22 protein-coding genes are annotated in these 22,670 nt (G+C 62.6%); 17 read left to right on the forward strand and 5 right to left on the reverse strand.

The features are described 5' to 3' along the window. Nucleotides 1-5 precede the first annotated feature (5 nt). The 4 genes from ACFWEM_RS08890 (at nt 6) to hisG (ending at nt 3,056) form a co-directional block, all read left to right on the forward strand. Nucleotides 6-866 carry a rhodanese-related sulfurtransferase gene (locus tag ACFWEM_RS08890; RefSeq protein ID WP_378532928.1) on the forward strand — a complete coding sequence of 287 codons (861 nt, stop codon included), beginning with the start codon at nt 6-8 and terminating at the stop codon, nt 864-866. A 57-nt stretch (nt 867-923) separates the two neighbouring features. Continuing rightward, entirely contained in the window at nt 924-1,784 is an 861-nt protein-coding gene (locus tag ACFWEM_RS08895) for a pseudouridine synthase (RefSeq protein ID WP_378534495.1), read from the forward strand. A 59-nt stretch (nt 1,785-1,843) separates the two neighbouring features. Beyond that, nucleotides 1,844-2,107 carry a phosphoribosyl-ATP diphosphatase gene (locus ACFWEM_RS08900; protein WP_003944933.1) on the forward strand — a complete coding sequence of 88 codons (264 nt, stop codon included), beginning with the start codon at nt 1,844-1,846 and terminating at the stop codon, nt 2,105-2,107. Nucleotides 2,108-2,204: 97 nt separating this feature from the next. Further along, complete coding sequence (hisG, locus tag ACFWEM_RS08905) at nt 2,205-3,056, forward strand: ATP phosphoribosyltransferase (protein WP_095970083.1); 852 nt, start codon at nt 2,205-2,207, stop codon at nt 3,054-3,056. A gap of 46 nt (nt 3,057-3,102) precedes the next feature. Here the strand turns inward: hisG and ACFWEM_RS08910 are convergent, their stop codons facing one another. Next, a complete protein-coding gene (locus ACFWEM_RS08910; RefSeq protein ID WP_317552802.1) occupies nt 3,103-3,912 on the reverse strand; it encodes a thioesterase family protein in 810 nt (269 codons plus the stop codon). Nucleotide 3,913: 1 nt separating this feature from the next. Next, nucleotides 3,914-4,804: a RecB family exonuclease gene (locus ACFWEM_RS08915; protein ID WP_378446058.1), complete on the reverse strand. Its 891-nt coding sequence runs from the start codon at nt 4,802-4,804 to the stop codon at nt 3,914-3,916. A 138-nt stretch (nt 4,805-4,942) separates the two neighbouring features. On the opposite strand from ACFWEM_RS08915, the gene ACFWEM_RS08920 reads away from it, so the two are divergent. Then, a complete protein-coding gene (locus tag ACFWEM_RS08920) occupies nt 4,943-5,866 on the forward strand; it encodes a tRNA (adenine-N1)-methyltransferase (protein WP_378534497.1) in 924 nt (307 codons plus the stop codon). Between the two features lie 64 nt (nt 5,867-5,930). On the opposite strand, the gene ACFWEM_RS08925 is transcribed toward ACFWEM_RS08920, so the two are convergent. Continuing rightward, a complete protein-coding gene (locus ACFWEM_RS08925; RefSeq protein WP_378532930.1) occupies nt 5,931-6,455 on the reverse strand; it encodes a hypothetical protein in 525 nt (174 codons plus the stop codon). A gap of 195 nt (nt 6,456-6,650) precedes the next feature. On the opposite strand from ACFWEM_RS08925, the gene arc reads away from it, so the two are divergent. After that, nucleotides 6,651-8,426, forward strand: a complete 1,776-nt coding sequence (gene arc / locus ACFWEM_RS08930; RefSeq protein WP_003944870.1) for a proteasome ATPase — start codon at nt 6,651-6,653, stop codon at nt 8,424-8,426. 119 nt (nt 8,427-8,545) lie between these two features. Then, complete coding sequence (locus ACFWEM_RS08935; RefSeq protein WP_378532932.1) at nt 8,546-9,223, forward strand: TIGR00266 family protein; 678 nt, start codon at nt 8,546-8,548, stop codon at nt 9,221-9,223. A gap of 35 nt (nt 9,224-9,258) precedes the next feature. Here the strand turns inward: ACFWEM_RS08935 and ACFWEM_RS08940 are convergent, their stop codons facing one another. Continuing rightward, on the reverse strand, nt 9,259-9,816 hold the full coding sequence (locus tag ACFWEM_RS08940; protein ID WP_378532934.1) for an NUDIX domain-containing protein: 558 nt from the start codon (nt 9,814-9,816) through the stop codon (nt 9,259-9,261). Between the two features lie 58 nt (nt 9,817-9,874). On the opposite strand from ACFWEM_RS08940, the gene dop reads away from it, so the two are divergent. The 4 genes from dop (at nt 9,875) to prcA (ending at nt 13,356) form a co-directional block, all read left to right on the forward strand. Continuing rightward, a complete protein-coding gene (gene dop, locus ACFWEM_RS08945; protein WP_283304750.1) occupies nt 9,875-11,374 on the forward strand; it encodes a depupylase/deamidase Dop in 1,500 nt (499 codons plus the stop codon). Nucleotides 11,375-11,522: 148 nt separating this feature from the next. Beyond that, complete coding sequence (locus ACFWEM_RS08950) at nt 11,523-11,717, forward strand: ubiquitin-like protein Pup (protein WP_003944925.1); 195 nt, start codon at nt 11,523-11,525, stop codon at nt 11,715-11,717. Beyond that, complete coding sequence (gene prcB / locus ACFWEM_RS08955; RefSeq protein WP_230815669.1) at nt 11,714-12,592, forward strand: proteasome subunit beta; 879 nt, start codon at nt 11,714-11,716, stop codon at nt 12,590-12,592. Before ACFWEM_RS08950 ends, prcB begins: the two co-directional genes overlap by 4 nt. After that, nucleotides 12,589-13,356 carry a proteasome subunit alpha gene (gene prcA, locus ACFWEM_RS08960; protein ID WP_378532937.1) on the forward strand — a complete coding sequence of 256 codons (768 nt, stop codon included), beginning with the start codon at nt 12,589-12,591 and terminating at the stop codon, nt 13,354-13,356. The genes prcB and prcA overlap by 4 nt, the downstream gene beginning before the upstream one ends. A gap of 18 nt (nt 13,357-13,374) precedes the next feature. On the opposite strand, the gene ACFWEM_RS08965 is transcribed toward prcA, so the two are convergent. Further along, the gene (locus ACFWEM_RS08965; RefSeq protein ID WP_378532939.1) at nt 13,375-14,793 is read right to left on the reverse strand and encodes a phosphatase PAP2 family protein; all 1,419 of its coding nucleotides are present in this window, start codon (nt 14,791-14,793) and stop codon (nt 13,375-13,377) included. A gap of 144 nt (nt 14,794-14,937) precedes the next feature. Here ACFWEM_RS08965 and pafA point away from each other — a divergent pair, with 144 nt between their 5' ends. From pafA to ACFWEM_RS08995, 6 genes are all read left to right on the forward strand, one after another. Further along, nucleotides 14,938-16,296 (forward strand): Pup--protein ligase, encoded by a 1,359-nt coding sequence (pafA, locus tag ACFWEM_RS08970; protein WP_230815667.1) that lies wholly within the window; start codon nt 14,938-14,940, stop codon nt 16,294-16,296. 110 nt (nt 16,297-16,406) lie between these two features. Beyond that, nucleotides 16,407-17,417, forward strand: coding sequence for a helix-turn-helix transcriptional regulator (locus tag ACFWEM_RS08975; RefSeq protein WP_378532942.1), 1,011 nt, complete (start codon nt 16,407-16,409; stop codon nt 17,415-17,417). Then, nucleotides 17,417-18,394 (forward strand): helix-turn-helix transcriptional regulator, encoded by a 978-nt coding sequence (locus ACFWEM_RS08980; protein WP_378532944.1) that lies wholly within the window; start codon nt 17,417-17,419, stop codon nt 18,392-18,394. Before ACFWEM_RS08975 ends, ACFWEM_RS08980 begins: the two co-directional genes overlap by 1 nt. A gap of 134 nt (nt 18,395-18,528) precedes the next feature. Next, a complete protein-coding gene (tatA, locus tag ACFWEM_RS08985; protein WP_003944836.1) occupies nt 18,529-18,804 on the forward strand; it encodes a Sec-independent protein translocase subunit TatA in 276 nt (91 codons plus the stop codon). A gap of 73 nt (nt 18,805-18,877) precedes the next feature. Next, on the forward strand, nt 18,878-19,906 hold the full coding sequence (gene tatC / locus ACFWEM_RS08990; RefSeq protein WP_378532946.1) for a twin-arginine translocase subunit TatC: 1,029 nt from the start codon (nt 18,878-18,880) through the stop codon (nt 19,904-19,906). 48 nt (nt 19,907-19,954) lie between these two features. Beyond that, nucleotides 19,955-22,666 (forward strand): DEAD/DEAH box helicase, encoded by a 2,712-nt coding sequence (locus ACFWEM_RS08995; RefSeq protein ID WP_378532948.1) that lies wholly within the window; start codon nt 19,955-19,957, stop codon nt 22,664-22,666. Nucleotides 22,667-22,670 lie beyond the last annotated feature (4 nt).

The following is a 22,670-nucleotide window of genomic DNA, read 5'->3' on the forward strand; positions in this document are numbered from 1 at the left end:
TTGCTGTGGCTATTCCGAAAATTGTTCTGTTCTACCAGTTCACGCCCTTGGCGGACCCGGAAGCGATCAAACTGTGGCAGCACAGCCTCGCGGAGTCGAACAACTTGACGGGTCGGATCATCGTCTCGCCTCACGGGATCAATGCGACGGTCGGCGGAGACATCGAGGATGTCAAGCGATACGTCCGAGGTACGCGTGGCTACGAGCCGTTCCGCACCGCTGACATCAAGTGGTCGGACGGACTCGGTGACGATTTCCCTCGCCTGAGCGTCAAGGCTCGCTCGGAGATCGTGACGTTCGGTGCCCCCGACGAGCTGAAGGTCGACGAGAACGGTGTAGTCGGCGGCGGGGTTCACCTGGCGCCCAAAGAACTACACGAACTCGTCGACAGTCGCGGTGACGAGGTCGTGTTCTTCGACGGGCGCAATGCGTTCGAAGCCGAGATCGGCCGTTTCCGAGATGCAGTGGTTCCAGACGTGGCCACCACTCGCGATTTCGTCGCCGAACTCGACAGCGGCAAGTACGACCATCTCAAGGGCAAAGCCGTGGTCACCTACTGCACCGGGGGAGTGCGCTGCGAGGTGTTGTCTTCACTGATGCGCTCACGTGGCTTCGACGAGGTCTACCAGTTGGACGGCGGAATCGTCCGTTACGGCGAAACTTTCGGCGACCGCGGTCTCTGGGACGGTTCCTTATACGTGTTCGACAAGCGGATGAACATCGAGTTCTCATCCGAAGCCAAGACGCTCGGCGTCTGTGTCGATTGCGGTACTCCGACGCCGCGGTTCCGCAATCGGATCGACGGCGACGGTCGCACCCTCGAATTGCTCTGCGAAAGTTGTTCACCAGACCTCGAGCAGGACTGAGCAGTGCCCAAGGCTCCGTTGCCGATCCGAAACGGTCTCGGGCCGGATCGGCTGCGGATGCCGGCCGAGTCGTCCGCGCGTACCGTCCTCGAGCACCTGATCGCCGACAATCCGGGGGAGCGGGATCTGTGGGCGGACCTCGTCAGCGCCGGGGATGTCGTCGACGAGCACGGGCGCGAGATCACCGGCGAAACGCCTTATCAGCCGACCCGTTTCGTGTACTTCTACCGCGAACCAGCTCCCGAGATTCCGGTCCCGCACGAGATCGAGATCCTGTACCGCGACGACTCGATTCTCGTGATCGACAAACCACACTTCCTGGCGACCATTCCGCGGGGAGCGCACATCGTCGAAAGTGCGGTCGTGCGACTGCGTCGCGACCTGGATCTTCCGGATCTTGCGCCGGTTCACCGCCTCGACCGGATGACGGCGGGGGTCATCGTGTTCACCGTGACACCGGACCTACGACGGCCGTACCAGGAACTTTTTGCCGAGCAGCGGATCGTCAAGGAATACGAGGCGATTGCGGGCGTCGATCCGGAACTGACTTTCCCGCGCACGGTGCGCAGTCGCATCAACAAGGTTCACGGCGAGATGACGGCCACCGAGATCGAGGGTGAGCCGAACAGTGAGACCTCGATCGAACTGATCGAGGTGATCACCGATTCGGCCGGCCGGACGCTCGGGCGATACAGGTTGCTCCCACGGACCGGCCGGACCCATCAGCTTCGCCTGCATCTGAACTCACTTGGAATCCCGATCGTCGGCGACAATTACTACCCCGAGTACCTACCCGCGGTGCCTGGCGACTTCTCCACGCCATTGCGATTGTTGGCGCGGGCGCTGGAGTACCCGGATCCGATCACCGGGCAGACCCGCAGGTTCGTCAGTTCGCGCAGCCTCGACGCAGGGCTGTGAACACCGCTGTTCGTGGGCGTGTGAAAACCGCTTCCGTCCTCGTGAAAGAATGTCTACCCGTGAAGACCTTCGAATCCTTGTTCGCCGAATTGACCGAGCGTGCTGCTACTCGCCCCGAGGGGTCCGGCACTGTCGCCGCCCTCGACGCCGGTGTGCATGCGCAGGGCAAAAAGGTCATCGAGGAAGCCGGTGAAGTGTGGATCGCTGCGGAATACCAGAGCGATGAGCAGCTAGCCGAGGAAATTTCCCAGCTGCTGTACTGGACGCAGGTGTTGATGGTCGGTCGCGGACTGACCCTCGAGGACGTGTACCGACATCTGTGATCGGAGCTGACCAGCGAGATGTTCGCCATCTCGCTCGTCCAGGGCTTCCGATTCACGTCGTCTCACGTCAACCACACCTTCCGAAAGGACATCCACCATGCTGCGCGTAGCAGTTCCCAACAAAGGCTCACTGTCCGAGTCCGCCGCCGAGATTCTCAGCGAGGCCGGCTACCGTCGACGCACCGATTCCCGTGATCTGACGGTCCTCGATCCTGCCAATCAGGTCGAGTTCTTCTTCTTGCGCCCCAAGGACATTGCGATCTATGTCGGCTCCGGTGAACTGGATCTCGGCATCACCGGTCGCGACCTCGCCGGCGACTCGGGAGCTCCCGTGTCCGAGCGTCTGTCGCTGGGCTTCGGCCGTTCGTCGTTCCGCTACGCAGCACCGGCCGGCAAGGATTGGACGGTCGAGGATCTGTCCGGCCTTCGTATTGCGACGTCGTACCCGAATCTCGTCCGCAAGGACCTCACAGATCGCGGACTCGACGCCACCGTCATCCGTCTCGACGGCGCCGTGGAGATCTCGATTCAGCTCGGTGTCGCCGACGCGATCGCCGACGTGGTCGGATCGGGTCGCACTCTCCGTCAACACAACCTCGTGGCTTTCGGCGAATCGCTCTGCGATTCCGAGGGCGTCCTGATCGAGCGCACCGGCGCTCCGCAGGACGATCCCGCCCGCAACCAGCTCATCGAACGCGTACGGGGAATCGTCTTCGCTCAGCAGAACCTGATGATCGACTACGACTGCCCGCGCACCATCCTCGACGACGCCATCAAGATGACCCCCGGTATGGAGTCGCCGACGCTCTCACCGTTGGCCGATCCTGACTGGGTCGCGGTTCGCGCGATGGTCCCGATCAAGGGACACAACCAGGTGATGGATGCCTTGGCCGAACTCGGCGCCAAGGCCATCCTCGCGTCGAACATCCGCTCGGTACGCGCTTTCTGATCACTGCCTGAATAGATCTACGCGCATTCGCGCCCGTTCCTGGAAGTCAGGAACGGGCGCGAATCTGCAAAGTCTGGGCGATACGGCCGACGGCACCCTGCTCGTCGTAGAGCACACCCGCACACATGCCGACGCCGTCCGGACCGGTTGTGGTTTCGGCGGCGACACCGACCCAGTCACCCTCGGGCACGCGGAAGATGTGCACCGTGAGATCGGTGTTGAGGAACGTCCAGTGCTCCGGGTCGAGCTTGGCGCCGACGCCGTTGGAGATGTCGGCCACCGCGAACAAGCGCTCGAGGGCAGACATCTTCTCGCCCTCGACCAGTTCGGGCTTGGGGCGTGCCCACACCTTTCCGGTGCCCACGCACCCGATCGGAGCAATCCAGGACCAATCGAGGGTCTTGAGGTAGCCGACGCTCCAGAGACCCTCGAGAACGCCCGGGGTTCCACTGTCGCGGGGTTCGAGCGGGGGATCGACAACGTGGACGACGTCACCGGTATCCACCGTCTCCATCCGCCACGCAGTCCCTCGCGCAACAGCACGTGCAGATCCGTCGGTGGTGGTCGCCCACAGTTCGGCGACGATCAATTCGATACGGCGACCGGGTCGTTCGATCCAGGACCGGACTTCGAGGTCGGCGATCGGAATCGGTCCGAGAATCTCGACGACGACACGCGTCAGACGGGTCTCGTCGCGCGCACCGCACCGCTCGAGGGCTCGTACCAACAGCGCCGACGGGGGAGCGCCGTGCTGCAGCGTCGGGCCCCAGATGCTGACAGTTGCCTGCGTGCTCGCGAACCGCTCGTGCCCTTCCTCCGTCGTTCCGAGGTAGCGGTAGTACGAACTGTCCGTCATGTTATGAATTCTCCTTTGCGACAACAGGTTCGGCGCTCAACAGATCCGGCCAACCTGGATACGGCGGTGGTGTTCCGCCGAACGAGGGGCACAGTGACTTGTGATCGCACCAGTCGCACAGTTTGCCAGGCTTGGGTCTGAAGTCTCCGGTCGCACCTGCTGCGAGGATCGCCTTCCAAATGGCGGAGAGGGTTCGTTCGAATCTGATCAGCTCGTCGTGGTCCGGGGCGTACGTGAGAATCGAGCCGGAGGCCAGGTAGATCAGGCGCAGTTGCGCGGGAACGATTCCGCGAGTGCGCAGCAATACGAGAGCGTAGAACTTCATCTGGAAGAGCGCTTTGGACTCGGTGAACTCACGAGGAGCCTTCCCGGTCTTGTAGTCGACCACCCGCACCTCGCCCGTCGGTGCAACGTCTATCCGGTCGACGAAACCGCGGAGTCGAACGCCGTTGTCCAATTCGGTCTCGACGTACACCTCGCATGCCTCGGCATCGAATCGAGTGGGATCTTCGAGCGTGTAGTAGGTCGCGACGAGCTTGCCGACTTCACCGAGAAACGCGTCCAGCTCGTCGTCCGGAATCAGATCGGCGGCCTCGGGAGACTCGGCACTGACACGTTCCCACGCGGGCCGGACGAGTTCGGCTGCGCGATCGGGAACCCGGTGACCGGTCGGGAGTGCAAACAGCGCTTCCAGTGCCGCGTGTACGACGGTGCCTCTGACCTGCGCTCTGGTTGGTGTTTCCGGAATTCTGTCGACCGCTCGAAACCGATAGAGCAGGGGGCATTGTTTGTAGTCACCCGCCCGAGACGGAGAGAGCGCCGGCCGACTACGCGGGCGCTCGTGTGATGTGGCACCCGTTGGAGTGGGGGTTGGCAATTCGACAGAGCTCACACCTGGCAGGCTATGCGGTTGGTCCGACAACTCCGTCGGAGCCGGTGGCGAGGACACCGGAAACAAGCGAACAGGGATCATCTGCGCATGGCGAACGAGCTGCAATCAGAAGAAGTCACGACCGAAGTGGATGAGGTTGTGCAGTCCGCTGTCGCCGAGATTCCCGAACAAGAGCTTCCAGACGCTGATCTCACTGCGCCGGGCAAGCGGCCGTCGGGACCGTTCCGCGTCGGCGACCGAGTCCAGCTGACCGACGGCAAGGGACGCCACTACACGATCGTTCTCGAGGCGAACCGCGAGTACCACACCCACAAGGGCGGAATCGTTCACAACGATCTGATCGGTGCCGACGAGGGCAGCGTCGTCAAGTCGGTCAACGGCACGCCCTATCTCGCACTGCGCCCCCTGCTGGTGGACTACGTGCTGTCCATGCCGCGCGGTGCCCAGGTCATCTACCCGAAGGACGCGGCTCAGATCGTCCACGAAGGCGACGTGTTCCCAGGAGCACGCGTGCTCGAGGCCGGAGCCGGCTCCGGCGCATTGACATGTTCGCTGCTGCGTGCCGTCGGACCCGAGGGCAAGGTCATCTCCTACGAGGTCCGCGACGATCATGCCGAACATGCGGTTCGCAACGTCGAGACCTTCTTCGGGGAACGTCCGCCGAACTGGGAACTGACCATCGCCGATCTCGCCGAGTTCGATCCGGAAGCGCACGGAGGCAAGGTCGATCGCGTCGTACTCGACATGCTGGCTCCGTGGGACGTCCTGCCCGCCGTCTCGAAGGCGCTCGTGCCTGGCGGCGTTCTGATCGTCTACGTCGCGACCGTTACTCAGCTCTCGAAGGTCGTCGAGGCGATGCGCGAGCAGGAATGCTGGACCGAGCCGCGCTCGTGGGAATCGATCGTGCGCGGTTGGCACGTCGTCGGTTTGGCGGTGCGCCCCGAACATCGGATGCAAGGCCACACCGCGTTCCTCGTGAGCGCTCGTCGTCTCGCCGAAGGAACTGTCACCCCGAAGCCCCAACGGCGTGCGGGCAAGGGCTCGAACACCGCGGCCAAGTAGTCACACGAAACCAACAAGAGCGGCGATCCGGTATCCGGATCGCCGCTCTTGTTGTAGCTGGAAGTTATGCGGTGCAGGAAGCGCGGCCCATTTCCAGGAGCACGCAAGCCGAGGTGTCGGACAGCTTCCAGGAACCGTCTTCGAGCTCCCAGGTCCACGGGGTGGCCGGGGCGGCGCCGTGCGGGCTGACGACGGCGACGTCTGCAGTTGCGGTCTGACCGTCGACCTTCACGTTGTCCACGTTGAACGTGATCGCGTAGGCCGGGTTACCGCCCAGCGCAGCACTCATCGTCTCGATGTTGGCCTGACGCTTGGTTCCGTCGACCACCAGAGCGGTCTTCTCCTCGATCGGCTTGGCCGGATCGATCAGAGCGACGAGCGAGGCGTTGAGCTCCTCCGCCGTCGGAGCCGCTGCGGCAGCGGCAGCTGACGTCGTGGCGGAAGCCGAGGCCTTGGCCGTGGAGCTCGAGGCGGCGGCGGAAGTCGAGCTGGCAGCCGTCGAATCCTTGTTGTCGTCCGAGCTGCATGCACCCATGGTCAGGACGGCAGCGACGGCACAAGCGCTGATGAGAGTCTTGCGGATGATCACAGCGTTACCTTTCGTTGTAAAGAGAGACAGGCGCTGTCTCCATCTTGTAGGCAAGGCTAACATGACCAAATTCTGGCTCGAGACCAGTCGGCACGGTCCCCGTGCGGGTGTGAATTCGCACTCGCGCACCGTGTCTGGCGACAGTTGGGGCCTTATGCCGGTAGCGTTGATGGATCGCACTGGGAGGAGACGCACATGAGCTCGACAGAGAACCCGGATTCGGTTGCGGCAGCAGAAGAACTCCACGCGCTACGAGTGGAAGCACAGGTTCTGCGCCGACAACTCGCACAATCGCCGGAGCAGGTGCGTGAGCTGGAGTCGAAGGTGGACTCGCTGTCCATCCGAAACAGCAAGCTGATGGACACCCTCAAGGAGGCCCGTCAGCAGCTCATCGCACTTCGTGAAGAAGTCGACAGACTCGGTCAGCCGCCGAGCGGTTACGGAGTCCTTCTCTCGGTACACGAGGACAAGACCGTCGATGTGTTCACGTCCGGTCGCAAGATGCGATTGACGTGCTCACCGAACATCGACACGGACACCCTTGCCCTCGGACAGACGGTTCGCCTCAACGAGGCACTCACCATCGTCGAGGCGGGCACCTACGAGCAGGTCGGCGAGATCAGCACGCTCCGTGAGGTACTCGACGACGGACTGCGCGCGCTGGTGGTCGGGCATGCCGACGAAGAGCGCATCGTCTGGCTCGCGGCACCGTTGGCGGCCGTCTTCGCCGATCCCGAAGCCGACATCATCGCGTACGACGCTGATTCTCCGACCAGAAAACTGCGTCCCGGCGACTCGTTGCTCGTCGACACCAAGGCCGGATACGCCTTCGAGCGCATCCCGAAGGCCGAGGTCGAGGATCTGGTTCTCGAGGAAGTTCCGGACGTTCACTACGACGACATCGGTGGTCTCGGTCGTCAGATCGAGCAGATCCGTGACGCCGTCGAGCTTCCGTTCCTGCACAAGGACCTGTTTCACGAGTACTCGCTGCGACCGCCGAAGGGAGTACTACTCTACGGTCCTCCCGGTTGCGGTAAGACGCTCATCGCCAAGGCAGTCGCCAACTCGTTGGCCAAGAAGATCGCCGAAGCCCGCGGTCAGGACAGCAAGGACGCCAAGTCCTACTTCCTGAACATCAAAGGCCCGGAACTTCTGAACAAGTTCGTCGGCGAAACCGAGCGTCACATTCGGATGATCTTCCAGCGTGCTCGCGAGAAGGCGTCCGAGGGTACTCCGGTGATCGTCTTCTTCGACGAGATGGACTCGATCTTTCGTACCCGTGGTTCGGGAGTCTCCTCCGACGTGGAGACAACGGTCGTTCCGCAGCTGCTCAGCGAGATCGACGGCGTGGAAGGGCTCGAGAACGTCATCGTCATCGGTGCGTCCAACCGTGAGGACATGATCGACCCGGCCATCCTGCGTCCGGGCCGACTGGACGTGAAGATCAAGATCGAGCGTCCCGACGCGGAATCTGCTCAGGACATCTTCTCGAAGTACCTGGTGGACGGTCTGCCGATCAATGCGGACGACCTCGCCGAGTTCGGTGGAGATCGCACTGCATGCTTGAAGGCGATGATCGTTCGCGTCGTCGATCGCATGTACGCGGAGAGCGAAGAGAATCGTTTCCTCGAGGTCACGTACGCCAACGGTGACAAGGAAGTTCTGTTCTTCAAGGACTTCAACTCGGGTGCGATGATCCAGAACATCGTCGACCGCGCCAAGAAGTACGCGATCAAGTCGGTGCTCGACACCGGTGCTCCGGGCTTGCGTGTGCAGCACCTCTTCGATTCCATCGTCGACGAGTTCGCCGAGAACGAGGATCTGCCCAACACCACCAATCCTGATGACTGGGCACGTATTTCGGGCAAGAAGGGGGAGCGGATCGTCTACATCCGTACTCTCGTCACGGGCAAGAACGCCAGTGCAAGCCGCGCGATCGACACGGAGTCGAACACGGGCCAGTACCTGTAGCGAAAACCAACACCGATCGGGCCGGCCACTCCTCGAGAGTTGTCGGCCCGATCGGTGCGCCGCTGCTGTTCCCTCCGTTGCGATTGGACCGGTCGGTCGCGCTGGTTTAGAGTCCCGCCGTGCAGATACATCTTCGACACAATCCGTCGTCCACAGTCGCTCGCTGCTACCTCGCGCCCGGCGAACCGCTGCGCGTGGAGAGCGGGGCAATGCTCGCGCATTCTGCCGGCGTGGTTCTCGAAGCGAAGGCGCAGGGCGGCGTCCTGCAAGGCCTCAAGCGGTCGATGCTCAGTGGAGAATCGTTTTTCGTCACGACGTATACCGCTCCGCCGCAAGGTGGTTGGGTCGATGTGACGGGCGTTCTTCCCGGCGATCTGATCCCGCTGACCATCACGTCCGATCGCCCGTTCTTCCTCAACCGTGGAACCTGGTTGGCCAACTCCTACGGCGTCACAGTCGAGTCCAAATGGGGAGGCATGTCCAACCTCTTCGGCGGTGAGGGCGGATTCGGCCTGCGGGCAAGTGGCGACGGTGAGGTAGTGCTGGCCGTCTACGGCGCGATCGACGTCATCGACTTGCAGCCGGACGAGACGATCACGATCGACACCGGTCACGTGGTCGCCTACGACCTCGGGATGAACTTCAACATGCGGCGCGCCGTTCAAGGGCGCACCATTCAGTCGATGAAGTCCGGTGAAGGATTTGTCTTCGACTTCACCGGCCCCGGACGCGTTCTCGCACAGACCCGCAACCCCAGCGCGTTTGCGGCGTGGCTCTCGGCGATCACCCCGGGCTGATCACAGGTCCCACCAGTGTTCAGTCCCAGCGGTGTTCAGCTCCAGCAATAGTCGGCCAGCAGAGCGCGCGAGTCCGGAACGAACGGCCACGACGGGTCTTGCAGGTGGGCGCCGAGTTCTTTCGGCGTCCACCACCAACCTTCGGCGATCTCGCTGGGCTGATGAGCCATCGGACCGTCGTACCTGAGTTCGAACGCAAACAGGTGACAGCGCAACGGAGAATTGTTCCACTCGCCGTCCCAGGATTTTCGAGCGATCTCCGTCAGTTGGAGTGGCTGATCTGCCGTTCCGAAGATTCCGAGCTCTTCACCAACTTCACGAATCGCAGTTTCCTGCGGCGTCTCACCTGGATCGACGACGCCTCCGGCAAGACAGTCGTGATAGCCCCCGAATACTGCCTTCGTGTCGGTTCGGCGATGAACGTAGATACGCGAACCGTCCCCGGTGCGAACGAGGACTCCTGCGCTCGCGTGCCAGAGCCCGCCCGAGTAGACGACGGAACGTGTTGCTCGGCCGATCGGATTACCCGTCCGGTCGTACACGGCGACTACCTCGTCCGCGGGATTGAGGTCTGCGGTGAGAGGTTGGTGCATTCCTCCAACTGTGCCACGGCTGTAGGCACCGCGCCGCAATCACATAGGCTCTTGTGTCATGCAGCGGATCATCGGTGTCGAGGTCGAATACGGAATATCTTCACCCAGTGAGCCGTCGGCGAATCCGATTCTCACTTCAACCCAGGCGGTGCTTGCCTACGCCGCCGCAGCGGGCGTGCCACGAGCCAAGCGCACACGCTGGGACTACGAGGTCGAATCTCCGCTCCGTGACGCCCGAGGCTTCGACCTGGGGCGCATGAGCGGCCCTGCACCGGTGATCGACGCGGACGAGATCGGCGCCGCGAACATGATTCTCACCAACGGGGCACGGTTGTACGTCGACCACGCCCATCCGGAATATTCGGCCCCCGAAGTCGCCGACCCGCTCGACGCCGTGATCTGGGACAAAGCCGGCGAACGCGTGATGGAAGCTGCTGCGCGGCACGCATCCAGCGTGCCCGGTGCACCACGGCTGCAGCTGTACAAGAACAACGTCGACGGCAAGGGGGCGTCGTACGGCACGCACGAGAATTACCTGTGCTCGCGCGACACCCCGTTCGCGTCGATCGTGACCGGCTTGACGCCGTTCTTCGCGTCCCGGCAGGTGATCTGTGGTTCCGGTCGTGTGGGTCTCGGTCAGTCCGGCGACGAGGCCGGATTCCAGCTTTCGCAGCGATCGGACTACATCGAGGTTGAAGTAGGCCTCGAGACCACGCTCAAGCGCGGAATCATCAACACCCGCGACGAACCGCATGCGGATGCGGACAAGTACCGCCGGCTGCACGTCATCATCGGCGACGCGAACCTCGCGGAGATGTCGACGTACCTCAAGGTGGGAACAACGGCGCTGGTACTCGACCTGATCGAGGCTGGTGTCGACCTCACCGATCTGCAGCTGGCACGTCCGGTCACCGCCGTCCACCACATCAGCCACGACCCGACTCTGCGCAAGACCGTGGCGCTGGCAGACGGACGTGAACTGACAGGACTTGCGCTGCAACGTATTTACCTCGAACGTGTCTCGAAGTTCCTGGACCGTGAGACCGATCGTGATCCGCGAGCGGACGACATCGTCGCCAAGTGGGCGATGGTTCTCGACCTCCTCGAGCGCGATCCCATGGAGTGCGCGAACATCCTGGACTGGCCGGCCAAACTGCGTCTGCTCGAAGGTTTCCGCAATCGTGAGGGACTCGCGTGGTCGGCGCCGCGGTTGCATCTGGTGGATCTGCAGTACTCCGACGTGCGGCTCGACAAGGGTCTGTACAACCGCCTGGTTGCTCGCGGCTCCATGGAGCGGCTTGTCACCGAACAACAGGTTCTCGACGCGGTCATGAACCCTCCCACCGACACTCGCGCATACTTTCGCGGCGAGTGCCTACGTCGATTCGGTGCCGATATCGCGGCCGCGAGCTGGGATTCGGTCATCTTCGATCTCGGGGGCGAGTCGTTGATCCGAATCCCCACCCTCGAGCCGCTTCGAGGCACCAAAGCGCACGTCGGAGCGTTGCTCGACTCCGTCGACAGCGCCGCGGAATTGGTTGATCAGCTCACTCACTGAAATCAGCCGATGCGGCTCGCCGTCGCGTCTCTCCACACCTGACGGTGCCGCTCGGTAGGGTGAAGGTCCGAGCGGGATCAGTTACCGACTCTGCTGGGCCGAACAGGATGCTCGCGAGAGCTCCCTTCACACAAGGAGGTCGACGGCGATGGCTCAAGAACAGACGCAGCGTGCCGGTGGCGGCGAAGACGACGAAACCACTGGTGGCGACGGCAGCGCAGGCCAGGAACGTCGCGAGAAGCTGGCTGCAGAAACCGACGACCTGCTCGACGAGATCGACGACGTGTTGGAAGAGAACGCCGAGGACTTCGTCCGCGCCTATGTCCAGAAGGGCGGCCAGTGACGGTGGATCGCGCGCCCCGGATCACCGACGGGGACACACGGTTGAGCTTCGGCTCGAATCTGTCGTCATTCTCGGAATACCTTCGTGTGCATGCACCGGAGCATCTTCCGCAGAACCGCTTCGCCGACACAGGAGGTGTTGTCATGGGCGGGGGAGACGTAGCTCCGCACGGCACCACCATCGTCGCGATCAGCTATGCGGGTGGTGTTCTGCTCGCCGGTGATCGCCGAGCGACGATGGGCAACCTCATCGCCAGCCGTGACGTGCAGAAGGTGTACGTCACCGACGATTACTCGGCTGCGGGTATCGCCGGAACGGCCGGGATCGCAATCGAACTGGTTCGGCTCTTCGCAGTCGAACTCGAACATTACGAGAAAATCGAAGGCGTCCCACTCACGTTCGACGGTAAGGCCAATCGACTTTCGTCGATGGTTCGCGGAAATCTCGGAGCAGCGATGCAGGGATTGGCGGTCGTGCCGCTGCTCGTGGGTTACGACCTGGACGCGGTCGATCCGTCAACGGCCGGCCGGATCGTCTCCTACGACGTCGTCGGTGGGCGATACGAGGAGCGCGCTGGATATCACGCAGTCGGGTCGGGTTCTCTGTTCGCGAAATCGGCGCTCAAGAAGCTGTATTCCCCGGGAATCGACGAGGACACTGCACTTCGATTCGCAGTCGAAGCGCTGTACGACGCAGCAGATGACGATTCGGCTACCGGTGGTCCCGATCTGACACGCGGGATCTATCCGACAGCGGTCACCATCACCTCTGCCGGCGCGGTGGAGTTGTCGACAACGCGGGCTGCCGAGATTGCCAGGGAGATCGTCGCGGCTCGCACTGCGACCGCGAGTCCGGAAGGGGAGTCTGCGCTATGACGATGCCGTACTACGCATCAGCCGAACAGATCATGCGCGATCGTTCGGAATTGGCGCGCAAGGGAATTGCCCGCGGACGCAGCGTCGTCGTTCTCACCTACCGCGACGGAGTTCTCTTTGTCGCGGAGAATCCGTCGCGGGCGCTGCACAAGGTCAGTGAACTGTACGACCGTCTCGGATTTGCTGCAGTGGGCAAGTACAACGAGTTCGAGAATCTGCGCCGCGCGGGCATCGTGCACGCGGACATGCGCGGGTACTCGTACGACCGTCGGGATGTCACGGGGCGTTCCCTCGCCAATGCGTACGCGCAGACGTTGGGAACGATCTTCACCGAGCAGCCCAAGCCGTACGAGGTCGAGATCTGCGTTGCCGAGATCGGCCGCTTCGGAAGCAGTACGCCGGCTCAGCTCTACCGGATCACGTATGACGGTTCCATCGCGGACGAGCAGGAATTTGTCGTCATGGGCGGTACAACCGAACCGATCGTGACGGCGATGCGTGAGTCGTACCAGCGAGATCTCGACCTCGAATCCGCAGTGCGGATCGCGGTAGGGGCGCTTCAAAAGGGTGGCCCGGCACCGGCCGGAACCACTGAGGCGGAACCACGAACACTCGATGTGAGTGCGCTCGAGGTGGCCGTCCTCGACAGCAACCGTCCACGCCGCGCGTTCAAACGAATCGCTGGAACGGTTTTGGAAGAGATGCTTCCAGCTCCGGTAGCAACTGAGGATGCGCCGCCGGCAAACGGCGACGCACCCTCGTAGTTACTGCAGGTCTGGGAGTTACTGCGTGATTCTGTAGACGGCCACCGCGCCCGGTTCGGTGTCGAAATCGAACCGGCGCGCGTCGGCCACCACTTCGCCGTCGGTGGCGATGGCTACCGGTGAATCGGCCACTCGTACCGACATCGACGACACGAGTTCGCGTACGTAGACCCGCGAGCTGCCCAATGTTCCTGTGGCGGCTGCAAACAGAAGACGTGAGCGCGAGAACTTCTTGTCTGCGCGCAGGTAGCGGACGTCGAGTAGTCCACGGTTCATCTCCGGACGCGACATCGGCACCTGATCAGCGGGGGAGTATCGCCCGTTTCCGACGAACAGCATCCAGATGGTAGTCGGTTTCCCGTCGATGGTGACAGTCATCGGCTCCGCCGCCGCGAGAACACGGATCATTGCGGCACCCGCGGCCGGCCACTTTCCGAATCGCGGTTCCCACTTCTCCCGCAGCCGCACGGCGTCCGGGTATCCACCCAGGCTGGCGGTGTTGAGAAAGCGTGCAGTCACGCCGGAATCCGTGCGCACCACAGCGTGGTCGACAAATGCGGCCTGCCCGGACTCGACTGCCTGCGCGGTCTCCTCGACGTTCACCGCGCCGACATCACGGGCGAAATGGTTCAACGTTCCGCCGGGAAAAACCGCAAGGGGTAGGTCGTGCTTTGTTGCCGCGGTCGCGACCGTGACCACTGTTCCGTCGCCCCCGCATACGCCCAACGCTTTCGGCGAGAGTTCGGGGATCTTGGCGTCGATCTGCATGTCGAAGTCGATGTCGGCGTCGAATTCGTAGATGATCGCTGCCGGTAGTGATTCTCGAATCGATTCGACAATCCCGTCGTCCTCGGAGCCCGAACCCGGATTGGTGAAGACCAGCAAGCCTTCTCCCCGAGAGAGCGCGGGAACTACGCACTCGGGTCCGAGTTCGGCGGGCTCTTCGTCGCGCACCGCCCACCAACGTCGTGTGCCGGCAGCGATTGCGCCGCCGACCGCGAGGCCGGCGAATACGTCGGACGGCCAGTGCACTCCGTTGTGAACGCGTGAGTACGCGACCGCTGCGGCCAATGGTGCGATGGCCGCGCCTGCCGCCGGGGATTCCATGGCCACTGCCGCGGTGAATGCCGCCGCTGACGACGAATGACCGGAGGGGAACGAGGACGACGTCGGAATGTCGACTCCTCGCTTCGGGCTCAGCCAGACACGCGCCGGTGGGCGCCGCCGGGGAAACAGGGGCTTGAGTATGCCGTTGGCCAGCGCGCTCGAACCGGCAAGTGCGAGCATCCCACGTGCCGCGGCCCTCCTGGGCCGGCCACCGATCAACGCGAGCAAGGCGGCGACGACCATCCACAAAACGCCGTGATCGGCCGCTCTGGAGAGAAACCGCATGGTCGGGTCGAGCACGGAAGGGCGCAGTGCTCCAGTGCTTTCCATGACTTTGACGTCGCTTCGGACAACTTTTCGGCGAATAAGGCTCACACCGTCACACTATGCCGCCGCCCGACGTTGTCGAGTCGTGACTTACGACGCGATCGAAGTACAGGGGTGAACCTCGCATTCTGGTTGTACTGTCGAAGTGTGCAGAGACGAATCATGGGTATCGAGACGGAATTCGGCGTTACCTGCACCTTTCACGGGCACAGGCGACTGAGCCCCGACGAGGTTGCTCGTTACCTCTTCCGTCGTGTCGTGTCGTGGGGTCGCAGCTCCAACGTCTTCCTCCGCAACGGAGCCCGCTTGTACCTGGATGTGGGTTCGCATCCGGAGTATGCGACGGCCGAGTGCGACAGTCTCATCCAGTTGGTCAATCACGACCGAGCTGGTGAGCGTGTGCTCGAAGAACTGCTGATCGACGCCGAGGCGAGACTCGCCGAGGAGGGGATCGGTGGCGACATCTACCTCTTCAAGAACAACACCGACTCGGCCGGAAACTCGTACGGATGCCACGAGAACTTCCTCGTCGCGCGCGCCGGGGAGTTCTCCCGGATTTCGGATGTCTTGTTGCCGTTCCTCGTCACGCGCCAGTTGATCTGCGGCGCCGGCAAGGTGCTGCAGACACCGAAGGCTGCGACGTTCTGCCTCTCGCAGCGTGCGGAACACATCTGGGAAGGCGTCTCGTCGGCGACCACTCGCTCGCGTCCGATCATCAACACTCGCGACGAACCGCACGCGGACGCCGAGAAGTACCGCCGTCTCCACGTGATCGTCGGCGATTCCAACATGGCCGAAACGACGACGATGCTCAAGGTCGGTTCTGCAGCACTCGTGCTCGAAATGATCGAAGCCGGAGTTTCGTTCCGCGATTTCGCCCTGGACAACCCGATTCGTGCCATCCGCGAGGTCAGCCACGACGTGACCGGCAAGAAGCCTGTCCGGCTGGCCGGTGGACGTCAGGCCAGTGCTCTCGATATTCAGCGCGAGTACCACTCCAAGGCAGTCGAACATCTGCGCAACCGCGAACCGGACCCGCAGGTCGAGCAGGTTGTCGATCTCTGGGGTCGTACCCTCGACGCCGTCGAAGCTCAGGATTTCGCGAAGGTCGACACGGAGATCGACTGGGTCATCAAGCGCAAGCTGTTCCAGCGCTACCAGGACCGTCACGGCTTCGATCTGTCCGATCCCAAGATCGCGCAGCTCGACTTGGCCTACCACGACATCAAACGTGGCCGCGGCGTCTTCGACGTGCTGCAACGCAAAGGCTTGGTCAAGCGGGTCACCGAGGACGAGACGATCGACGAGGCCGTCGAGAATCCGCCGCAGACCACCCGCGCCAAGCTGCGAGGGGACTTCATCACCGCAGCCCAGGCCGCCGGCCGGGACTTCACGGTCGACTGGGTTCACCTCAAGCTCAACGATCAGGCGCAAAGAACTGTGCTCTGCAAGGACCCTTTCCGTTCTGTCGACGAGCGTGTCGAGCGTTTGATCGCTTCGATGTAGGTCCCTCATTTTCGAGATGTACAAGACGGCAGGTCTGTTTTGCGGCGACGCGCCGGGCACGAAAGTGTCCGGCGCGCGTTCGGTTATCGGATAGCCACTAGGATTTCGGCGTGGCGACATCAAAAATCGAGCGGTTGATGAACCTGGTGATCGCATTGCTGTCCACCAGACAGTTCCTCACGGCGGAGAAAATCCGCGACAGTGTGGCCGGGTACAACGATTCCGCGAACTACGAAGCGTTCAGTCGCATGTTCGAGCGCGACAAGAACGAACTTCGTGACCTGGGTGTCCCTTTGGAAACCGGTCTGGCAGGACGGTTCTCGACGGTCGAGGGGTACCGGATCAATCGCAATGCCTACGAGCTTCCGGACGTGGACCTCACCAGCGAGGAATCTGCTGCCGTCGCCGTCGCAGTGCAGTTGTGGGAATCTCCGGAACTTATTTCGGCAGCCCAGAGTGCGCTACTCAAACTCCGAGCAGCCGGCGTGCAGGTCGACGCAGAAGTCAGTGCCGCACCGGTTACTGCGATTCCCGCACGCACCCGCGGCTCGGAGCCCGCCCTCGGAAAGCTGCTTGCAGCGGTCGACGCCGGCCGAGCAGTTCATTTTCAGCACCGCGGCGCATTGAACGAACCGTTCACCGAACGCACCGTCGAACCGTGGGGCGTCGTCACGCACAACGGCAAGTGGTACCTGGTCGGGCACGACGTCGACCGTGATGCGGTGAGAACCTTCCGGCTCTCCCGGATCGGTGACGACGTCAGGGAGTTCGGGCCCGCCGGATCGGTCCACAAACCCGAGGGTGTCGATCTTCGCGAGGTCGTCGACCGGGTGACCGGGTCGGGCGTGGTGACCGGGACCGCTACGGTGTGGGTCGCAGACGGTCGCGCACACGAGCTTCGCCGGCTTGCGACGGCGTCGTCCGATCGGCGGTTGACCGATCGCGACGGCAGCGTGCTGTCCGTCCCCGTCCGATCCTGGGAGTGGACCGCTCGGTTGATCGCCGGACACGGGGTGGATGCACTGGTGTTGGACCCACCGGATTTGCGTGCGGAAGTCGTCGCGAAGCTACGCGCCGCGGCGAGCCCGATCACCGGCAACGACGGACAGGGGGAGAACTGATGAGCAATCGACTGTCATCTCGGTTGGCGCGGCTGCTCAACCTCGTGCCGTACTTCATCGCGAATCCGGGTATCAGTCCCGCCGAGGCTGCCGAGGAACTCGGTGTCAGCACCACTCAACTGATGACCGACCTCAATCAGCTGTGGGTCTGTGGACTGCCCGGCTACGGTCCGGGCGATCTCATCGACCTGTCTTTCTCCGAGGAAAGCATCGAGGTCACGTTCTCGGCCGGAATCGATCGCCCGTTGCGCCTCACCTCCACAGAGGCGACTGCATTGCTGATCGCGCTTCGATCATTGGTGGAAATGCCGGGCATGGTCGATCCGTCTTCGGCCCAGCGCGCTATCGCGAAGATCGAGGACGCAGCAGGCTCGGCCGCGGCGCGAGCCGGCGGCCAAGATCGCAGTACTTCGCTGGCTCCGGATATCGCCGAAGACCCGATCGCCGCGACGGTCAGAGCCGCGCTCGCTGACAAGACCGCCCTTCGATTGACGTATTACTCGGCTTCGCGAGACGCGGTCTCGGAGCGCATCGTCGATCCCGTTCGTATCGTGTTGGTCGACAACTACAGCTACCTCCAGGCCTGGTGTCGCCAAGCCGAGGGGGTGCGGTTGTTCAGATTCGATCGGATCGACGCAGCAGTCCAACTCGACGAACCTGCCGATCCTCCGCCACAAGCCCTCGAGGAGGATTCGAATCTCGAGTTGTTCAGCGGCGACGGTTCTCTTCCGGAAGCACGGTTGTTCATCACCAAAGAATGGGTGTGGATGCTCGACTACTACCCGATGGACGTCGTGCACGTGAACGACGACGGGTCGGTCGAGGCGACGATGAGTTTCGGAACTCTCGAATGGATGGCAAGGCTGGTCCTCGGGTTCGGTGAGGGTGTTCGGGTCCTGCATCCGCCGGAATTGGTCTCCGAAGTACACGATCGGGCCGTTGCGGCCCTCGACGCGTACGACGTAATCGGTTCGTAAAACTTCGGGAATCTTCACCCTCAGTGAGTTCGCAGGAAACAAACAGGTAAAAGGTAGCTGAAGTAAGTGCTTTGACACCTCCGAGCGCCGGTTGTGTCCGGTAGCATCGAGGAATCTGATCATGGGAGGTCGTTATGGGTGCAATGCAGCCGATGCATTGGCTGATTGTCGCTGTTGTCGTCGTAATTCTGTTCGGGTCGAAGAAGCTTCCCGATGCAGCACGCGGTTTGGGTCGTTCCCTCCGCATCTTCAAGAGCGAAGTCAAGGAAATGCAGAACGACGATGCGGCGCCCGCAAGCGCGCCGGTCGCACAGCCTGCTCCGGCACAGTTGCCGACGGCCAACACCGCGGTGGTCGCAAACGGTGCAGCGGCACCTGTTGCGCAGCCGACCGAAGTCAAGCCGCTCTAGTACACACTGCGTTCTAGCCGGGGTGAAATATTCGTTCACCCCGGTTGTCTGCTGACCAAGACCAGGATGCACAGTGCGTATTCCGTTAGACCCGCGTAACCGCAAGCGGAAGGTCAATCCAGACGGCACCATGTCGTTGGTCGACCACCTGTACGAATTGCGGACTCGTTTGTTGTTCGCATTCCTCGGCGTGATCATCACCACGGCGTTCGGCTTCTTCTGGTACTCACACTCGATACTCGGTCTCGAGAGCCTGGGCGATCTGCTTCGCGGACCGTATTGCGAGCTTCCGTCCGAGAGTCGCGCCAACCTCAGCACCGACGACGCGTGCCGATTGCTGGCGACCGGGCCGTTCGAGCAGTTCATGCTGCGATTCAAAGTGGCGCTCACCGCCGGAATCGTCCTTGCCTGCCCGGTGTGGTTGTACCAACTGTGGGCATTCATCACCCCGGGCCTTTACGCAAAGGAACGTCGATACGCGGTCGGATTCGTCACCGCGGGTGCTGCCCTGTTCATTCTCGGCGCGATCCTGGCGTACCTCGTCGTGGCAAAGGCTTTGCACTTCCTCCTGACCATCGGCGACAACGTCCAGATCACCGCGCTCAGTGGTTCGGAGTACTTCGGCTTCATCATCAATCTGCTGCTGATCTTCGGTGTCAGCTTCGAGATTCCGTTGCTCGTGGTCGTACTGAACTTTGCCGGCATTCTGACGTACGAGCGTTTGAAGGCCTGGCGTCGAGGTTTGATCTTCGGGCTGTTCGTCTTTGCCGCAGTTGCCACCCCGGGTTCGGATCCGTTCTCGATGCTGGCGCTCGCATTGGCCCTGACGCTTCTCTTCGAGGTCGCGGTCCAGATCGCTCGCCTCAACGACAAACGTAAGGCCAAGCGATCCGGTGAAGACTGGGGCGCAATCTCCGACGAGGAAGCTTCCTCCATCTCGGCTCCGTCCGATCTGAACGAGGCTTTCGACAATCCGACCAAACCCAAGGCCGAATCGAGTGGATTGTTCGGACGCAAGTCCAAGCCCAAGGCTCCGGCCGCGAAGAAATCCGACACCGCCGGCGACAACGCACCAGGTCAGGATTTCACTGACACTCTCTGAGCGCCGTGCCACCACGTCGGCGGCGTGTGAAACCCTGACGAGGTGGTTATGAACAAGAGTGAACTGAGCACGTTTGCGTCCAGCCTGAAGTTCGAACTCGATCCATTCCAGGTGAAGGCATGCGTTGCGCTCGAAGCGGGCCACGGTGTCCTTGTCTGCGCACCAACCGGCGCAGGCAAGACCGTGGTCGGCGAGTTCGCTGTCCATCTGGCTCTCGCGGCCGGCCGCAAGTGTTTCTACACGACGCCGATCAAGGCATTGAGCAATCAGAAGTACGCAGAGCTCGTCGAGCGCTACGGCGCGAGCGAGGTCGGCCTGCTGACGGGTGATTCGAGCATCAACTCCGACGCACCGGTGGTCGTCATGACCACCGAAGTCCTGCGGAACATGCTCTACGCCAACTCCGAGGCACTGCGCGGGCTTTCGCACGTCGTCATGGACGAAGTGCATTACCTGGCCGACCGGTTCCGTGGGGCGGTGTGGGAGGAAGTGATCCTGCATCTGTCCGAGGATGTTCGCCTGGTGAGCTTGTCGGCGACTGTGAGCAACGCCGAAGAGTTCGGCGCCTGGATGGAAACCGTCCGCGGCGACACCACCGTGGTCGTGGACGAGACGCGGCCGATCCCGCTGTGGCAGCACATCATGGTCGGTCGACGGATCTTCGATCTCTTCGACAGTCGTAGTCATCCCGCCGCTGGGCCGAAGACCGTACTCGTCGACCAGGATCTGGTTCGCCACGTCAAGCAGCGTCAGGCGCTCGAACGCGTCGAGAGCTGGCAGCCGCGTGGCCGCGGACGGCGTGGCAGCTACCAGAGTTCCAACGATTTCCGGCCCTTGCCGCGACCTGAGGTCATCGCTCAACTCGATCAGTCCGGACTGCTCCCGGCGATCACTTTCATTTTCAGCCGCGCCGGTTGTGATGCGGCACTTGCACAGTGCCTGCGGTCCAGACTCGATCTCACTTCGCCGGAGCAGGTTCGCGAGATCGACACCATCATCGAGAAGCACACCGGGGAACTACCCGAAGAGGATCTCGAAGTCCTCGGATATCGGGACTGGTGCAAGGCACTGCGACGCGGACTGGCCTCCCACCACGCGGGCATGCTGCCGGCATTCCGCCAGACAGTCGAGGAACTGTTCGTCAAGGGTCTCGTGCGAGCGGTCTTCGCGACCGAGACGTTGGCCCTCGGTATCAACATGCCGGCACGCACCGTGGTGCTCGAAAGACTGGTCAAGTACAACGGCGAGACGCATGCCGAACTGACGCCGGGGGAGTACACGCAGCTGACCGGTCGGGCCGGCCGTCGCGGCATCGACGTCGAAGGACACGCTGTTGTGTTGTGGCAGCCCGGGGTCGAGCCGACGGATGTCGCCGGCTTGGCGTCGACACGGACGTTCCCGCTCCGCAGTTCGTTCCGCCCCTCGTACAACATGTCGATCAACCTCGTCGAGCGCATGGGAGCGGCCGATTCACGCAAGCTGCTCGAGCGTTCCTTCGCACAGTTCCAAGCGGACCGCTCGGTGGTCGGCCTGGTGCGTGGCATCGAACGGAACGAAGAAGCACTGAAGGGTTTGCAGGAGAAACTCGGTGGTGCAGACGGCGAGTACTTCGAATACGCGTCGTTGCGTGAGCGGCTCAGTGCGCGCGAGCGGGCGCTCGAACGTAAGGGCCGCGAGGATCGCCGCGAAGATGCGGTGGAGTCCCTCCGTGCACTCACCCGCGGTGACGTGATCGCGATTCCCATCGGTCGTCATTCCGGAGTGGCCGTGGTCCTCGTTCCGGACAACGATCCGAAAGACCCCCGTCCGCTGGTTCTGACTGCCGATCAGTGGGCCGGCCGACTCTCCTCGAGCGATTTCCCGGAAGCAGCCGAGGCTTTGGGAAAGATGCGCCTACCCAAGCATGTCGATCACCACACCGCCCGGATTCGGCGCGATCTGGCCTCGGCGTTGCGTAGCACCGGAATCAGCGCCCCTCGGCGGAAGAAGCGTCACAAGGCGGGTGCGTCCGAAGACGCCGAGGTCGCTACTTTGCGACGCGCTATTCGCTCGCATCCGTGCCACAGCTGGCCCGATCGTGAACATCTGAGCCGGATCGGTGAGCGCTACAACCGATTGGCCCGGGAAACGCAGTCGATGAGGGAAAAGGCTGCGGCCACCACAAACTCGTTGGCGCGGACGTTCGACCGAATCATCGCGCTACTCAAAGAGCGTGAGTACATGACTGCCGAAGCAGCGCCCGAAGTCACCGAATCCGGACGACGACTCAGTCGCATCTATTCGGAAAGCGACCTTCTGGTGGCCGAGTGCCTGCGGACCGGTGCGTGGACAGGTCTCAGCCCGGCCGAACTGGCGGCAGTCGTGTCCTCGGTGGTCTACGAATCACGTCGAGACGGCGACACGGTCGATCGGGTGCCGACAGCGGCACTTCGTCACGCGCTCAACGACACTCAACGACTGTGGAGCGAATTGCGGTCCGACGAAATTCGCCACAAGCTGCCGCCGACGCGCGAACCCGATCTCGGATTCGTCACTGCCGTTTACCACTGGGCTAGTGAAAATTCGCTGGTCGACGCTCTGATCGCAGCCGGAGTGCAAGGCCGCGCGCTGTCTGCGGGTGATTTTGTCCGGTGGTGTCGTCAGGTGATCGACCTCCTCGATCAGGTCCGCCTGACATCGACGGACGCCGACGTGGCGAAGACCGCGGCGCGGGCGGTAGCTGCGATTCGTCGCGGGGTAGTTGCTGTCGACGCAGCATGACCAC

The sequence above is a fragment of the Rhodococcus sp. NPDC060176 genome (assembly GCF_042728675.1).
Lineage (GTDB): Bacteria > Actinomycetota > Actinomycetes > Mycobacteriales > Mycobacteriaceae > Rhodococcus_F.

Excerpts from the sequence above, each read along its gene's own strand:
- ACFWEM_RS08895 (WP_378534495.1), top strand. The coding sequence starts at position 924 with ATGCCGGCCGAGTCGTCCGCGCGTACCGTCCTCGAGCACCTGATCGCC.
- hisG (WP_095970083.1), top strand. The coding sequence starts at position 2,205 with ATGCTGCGCGTAGCAGTTCCCAACAAAGGCTCACTGTCCGAGTCCGCC.
- ACFWEM_RS08910 (WP_317552802.1), bottom strand. The coding sequence starts at position 3,912 with ATGACGGACAGTTCGTACTACCGCTACCTCGGAACGACGGAGGAAGGG.
- arc (WP_003944870.1), top strand. The coding sequence starts at position 6,651 with ATGAGCTCGACAGAGAACCCGGATTCGGTTGCGGCAGCAGAAGAACTC.
- ACFWEM_RS08940 (WP_378532934.1), bottom strand. The coding sequence starts at position 9,816 with ATGCACCAACCTCTCACCGCAGACCTCAATCCCGCGGACGAGGTAGTC.
- dop (WP_283304750.1), top strand. The coding sequence starts at position 9,875 with ATGCAGCGGATCATCGGTGTCGAGGTCGAATACGGAATATCTTCACCC.
- ACFWEM_RS08950 (WP_003944925.1), top strand. The coding sequence starts at position 11,523 with ATGGCTCAAGAACAGACGCAGCGTGCCGGTGGCGGCGAAGACGACGAA.
- prcA (WP_378532937.1), top strand. The coding sequence starts at position 12,589 with ATGACGATGCCGTACTACGCATCAGCCGAACAGATCATGCGCGATCGT.
- ACFWEM_RS08965 (WP_378532939.1), bottom strand. The coding sequence starts at position 14,793 with ATGGAAAGCACTGGAGCACTGCGCCCTTCCGTGCTCGACCCGACCATG.
- ACFWEM_RS08980 (WP_378532944.1), top strand. The coding sequence starts at position 17,417 with ATGAGCAATCGACTGTCATCTCGGTTGGCGCGGCTGCTCAACCTCGTG.
- tatA (WP_003944836.1), top strand. The coding sequence starts at position 18,529 with ATGGGTGCAATGCAGCCGATGCATTGGCTGATTGTCGCTGTTGTCGTC.
- ACFWEM_RS08995 (WP_378532948.1), top strand. The coding sequence starts at position 19,955 with ATGAACAAGAGTGAACTGAGCACGTTTGCGTCCAGCCTGAAGTTCGAA.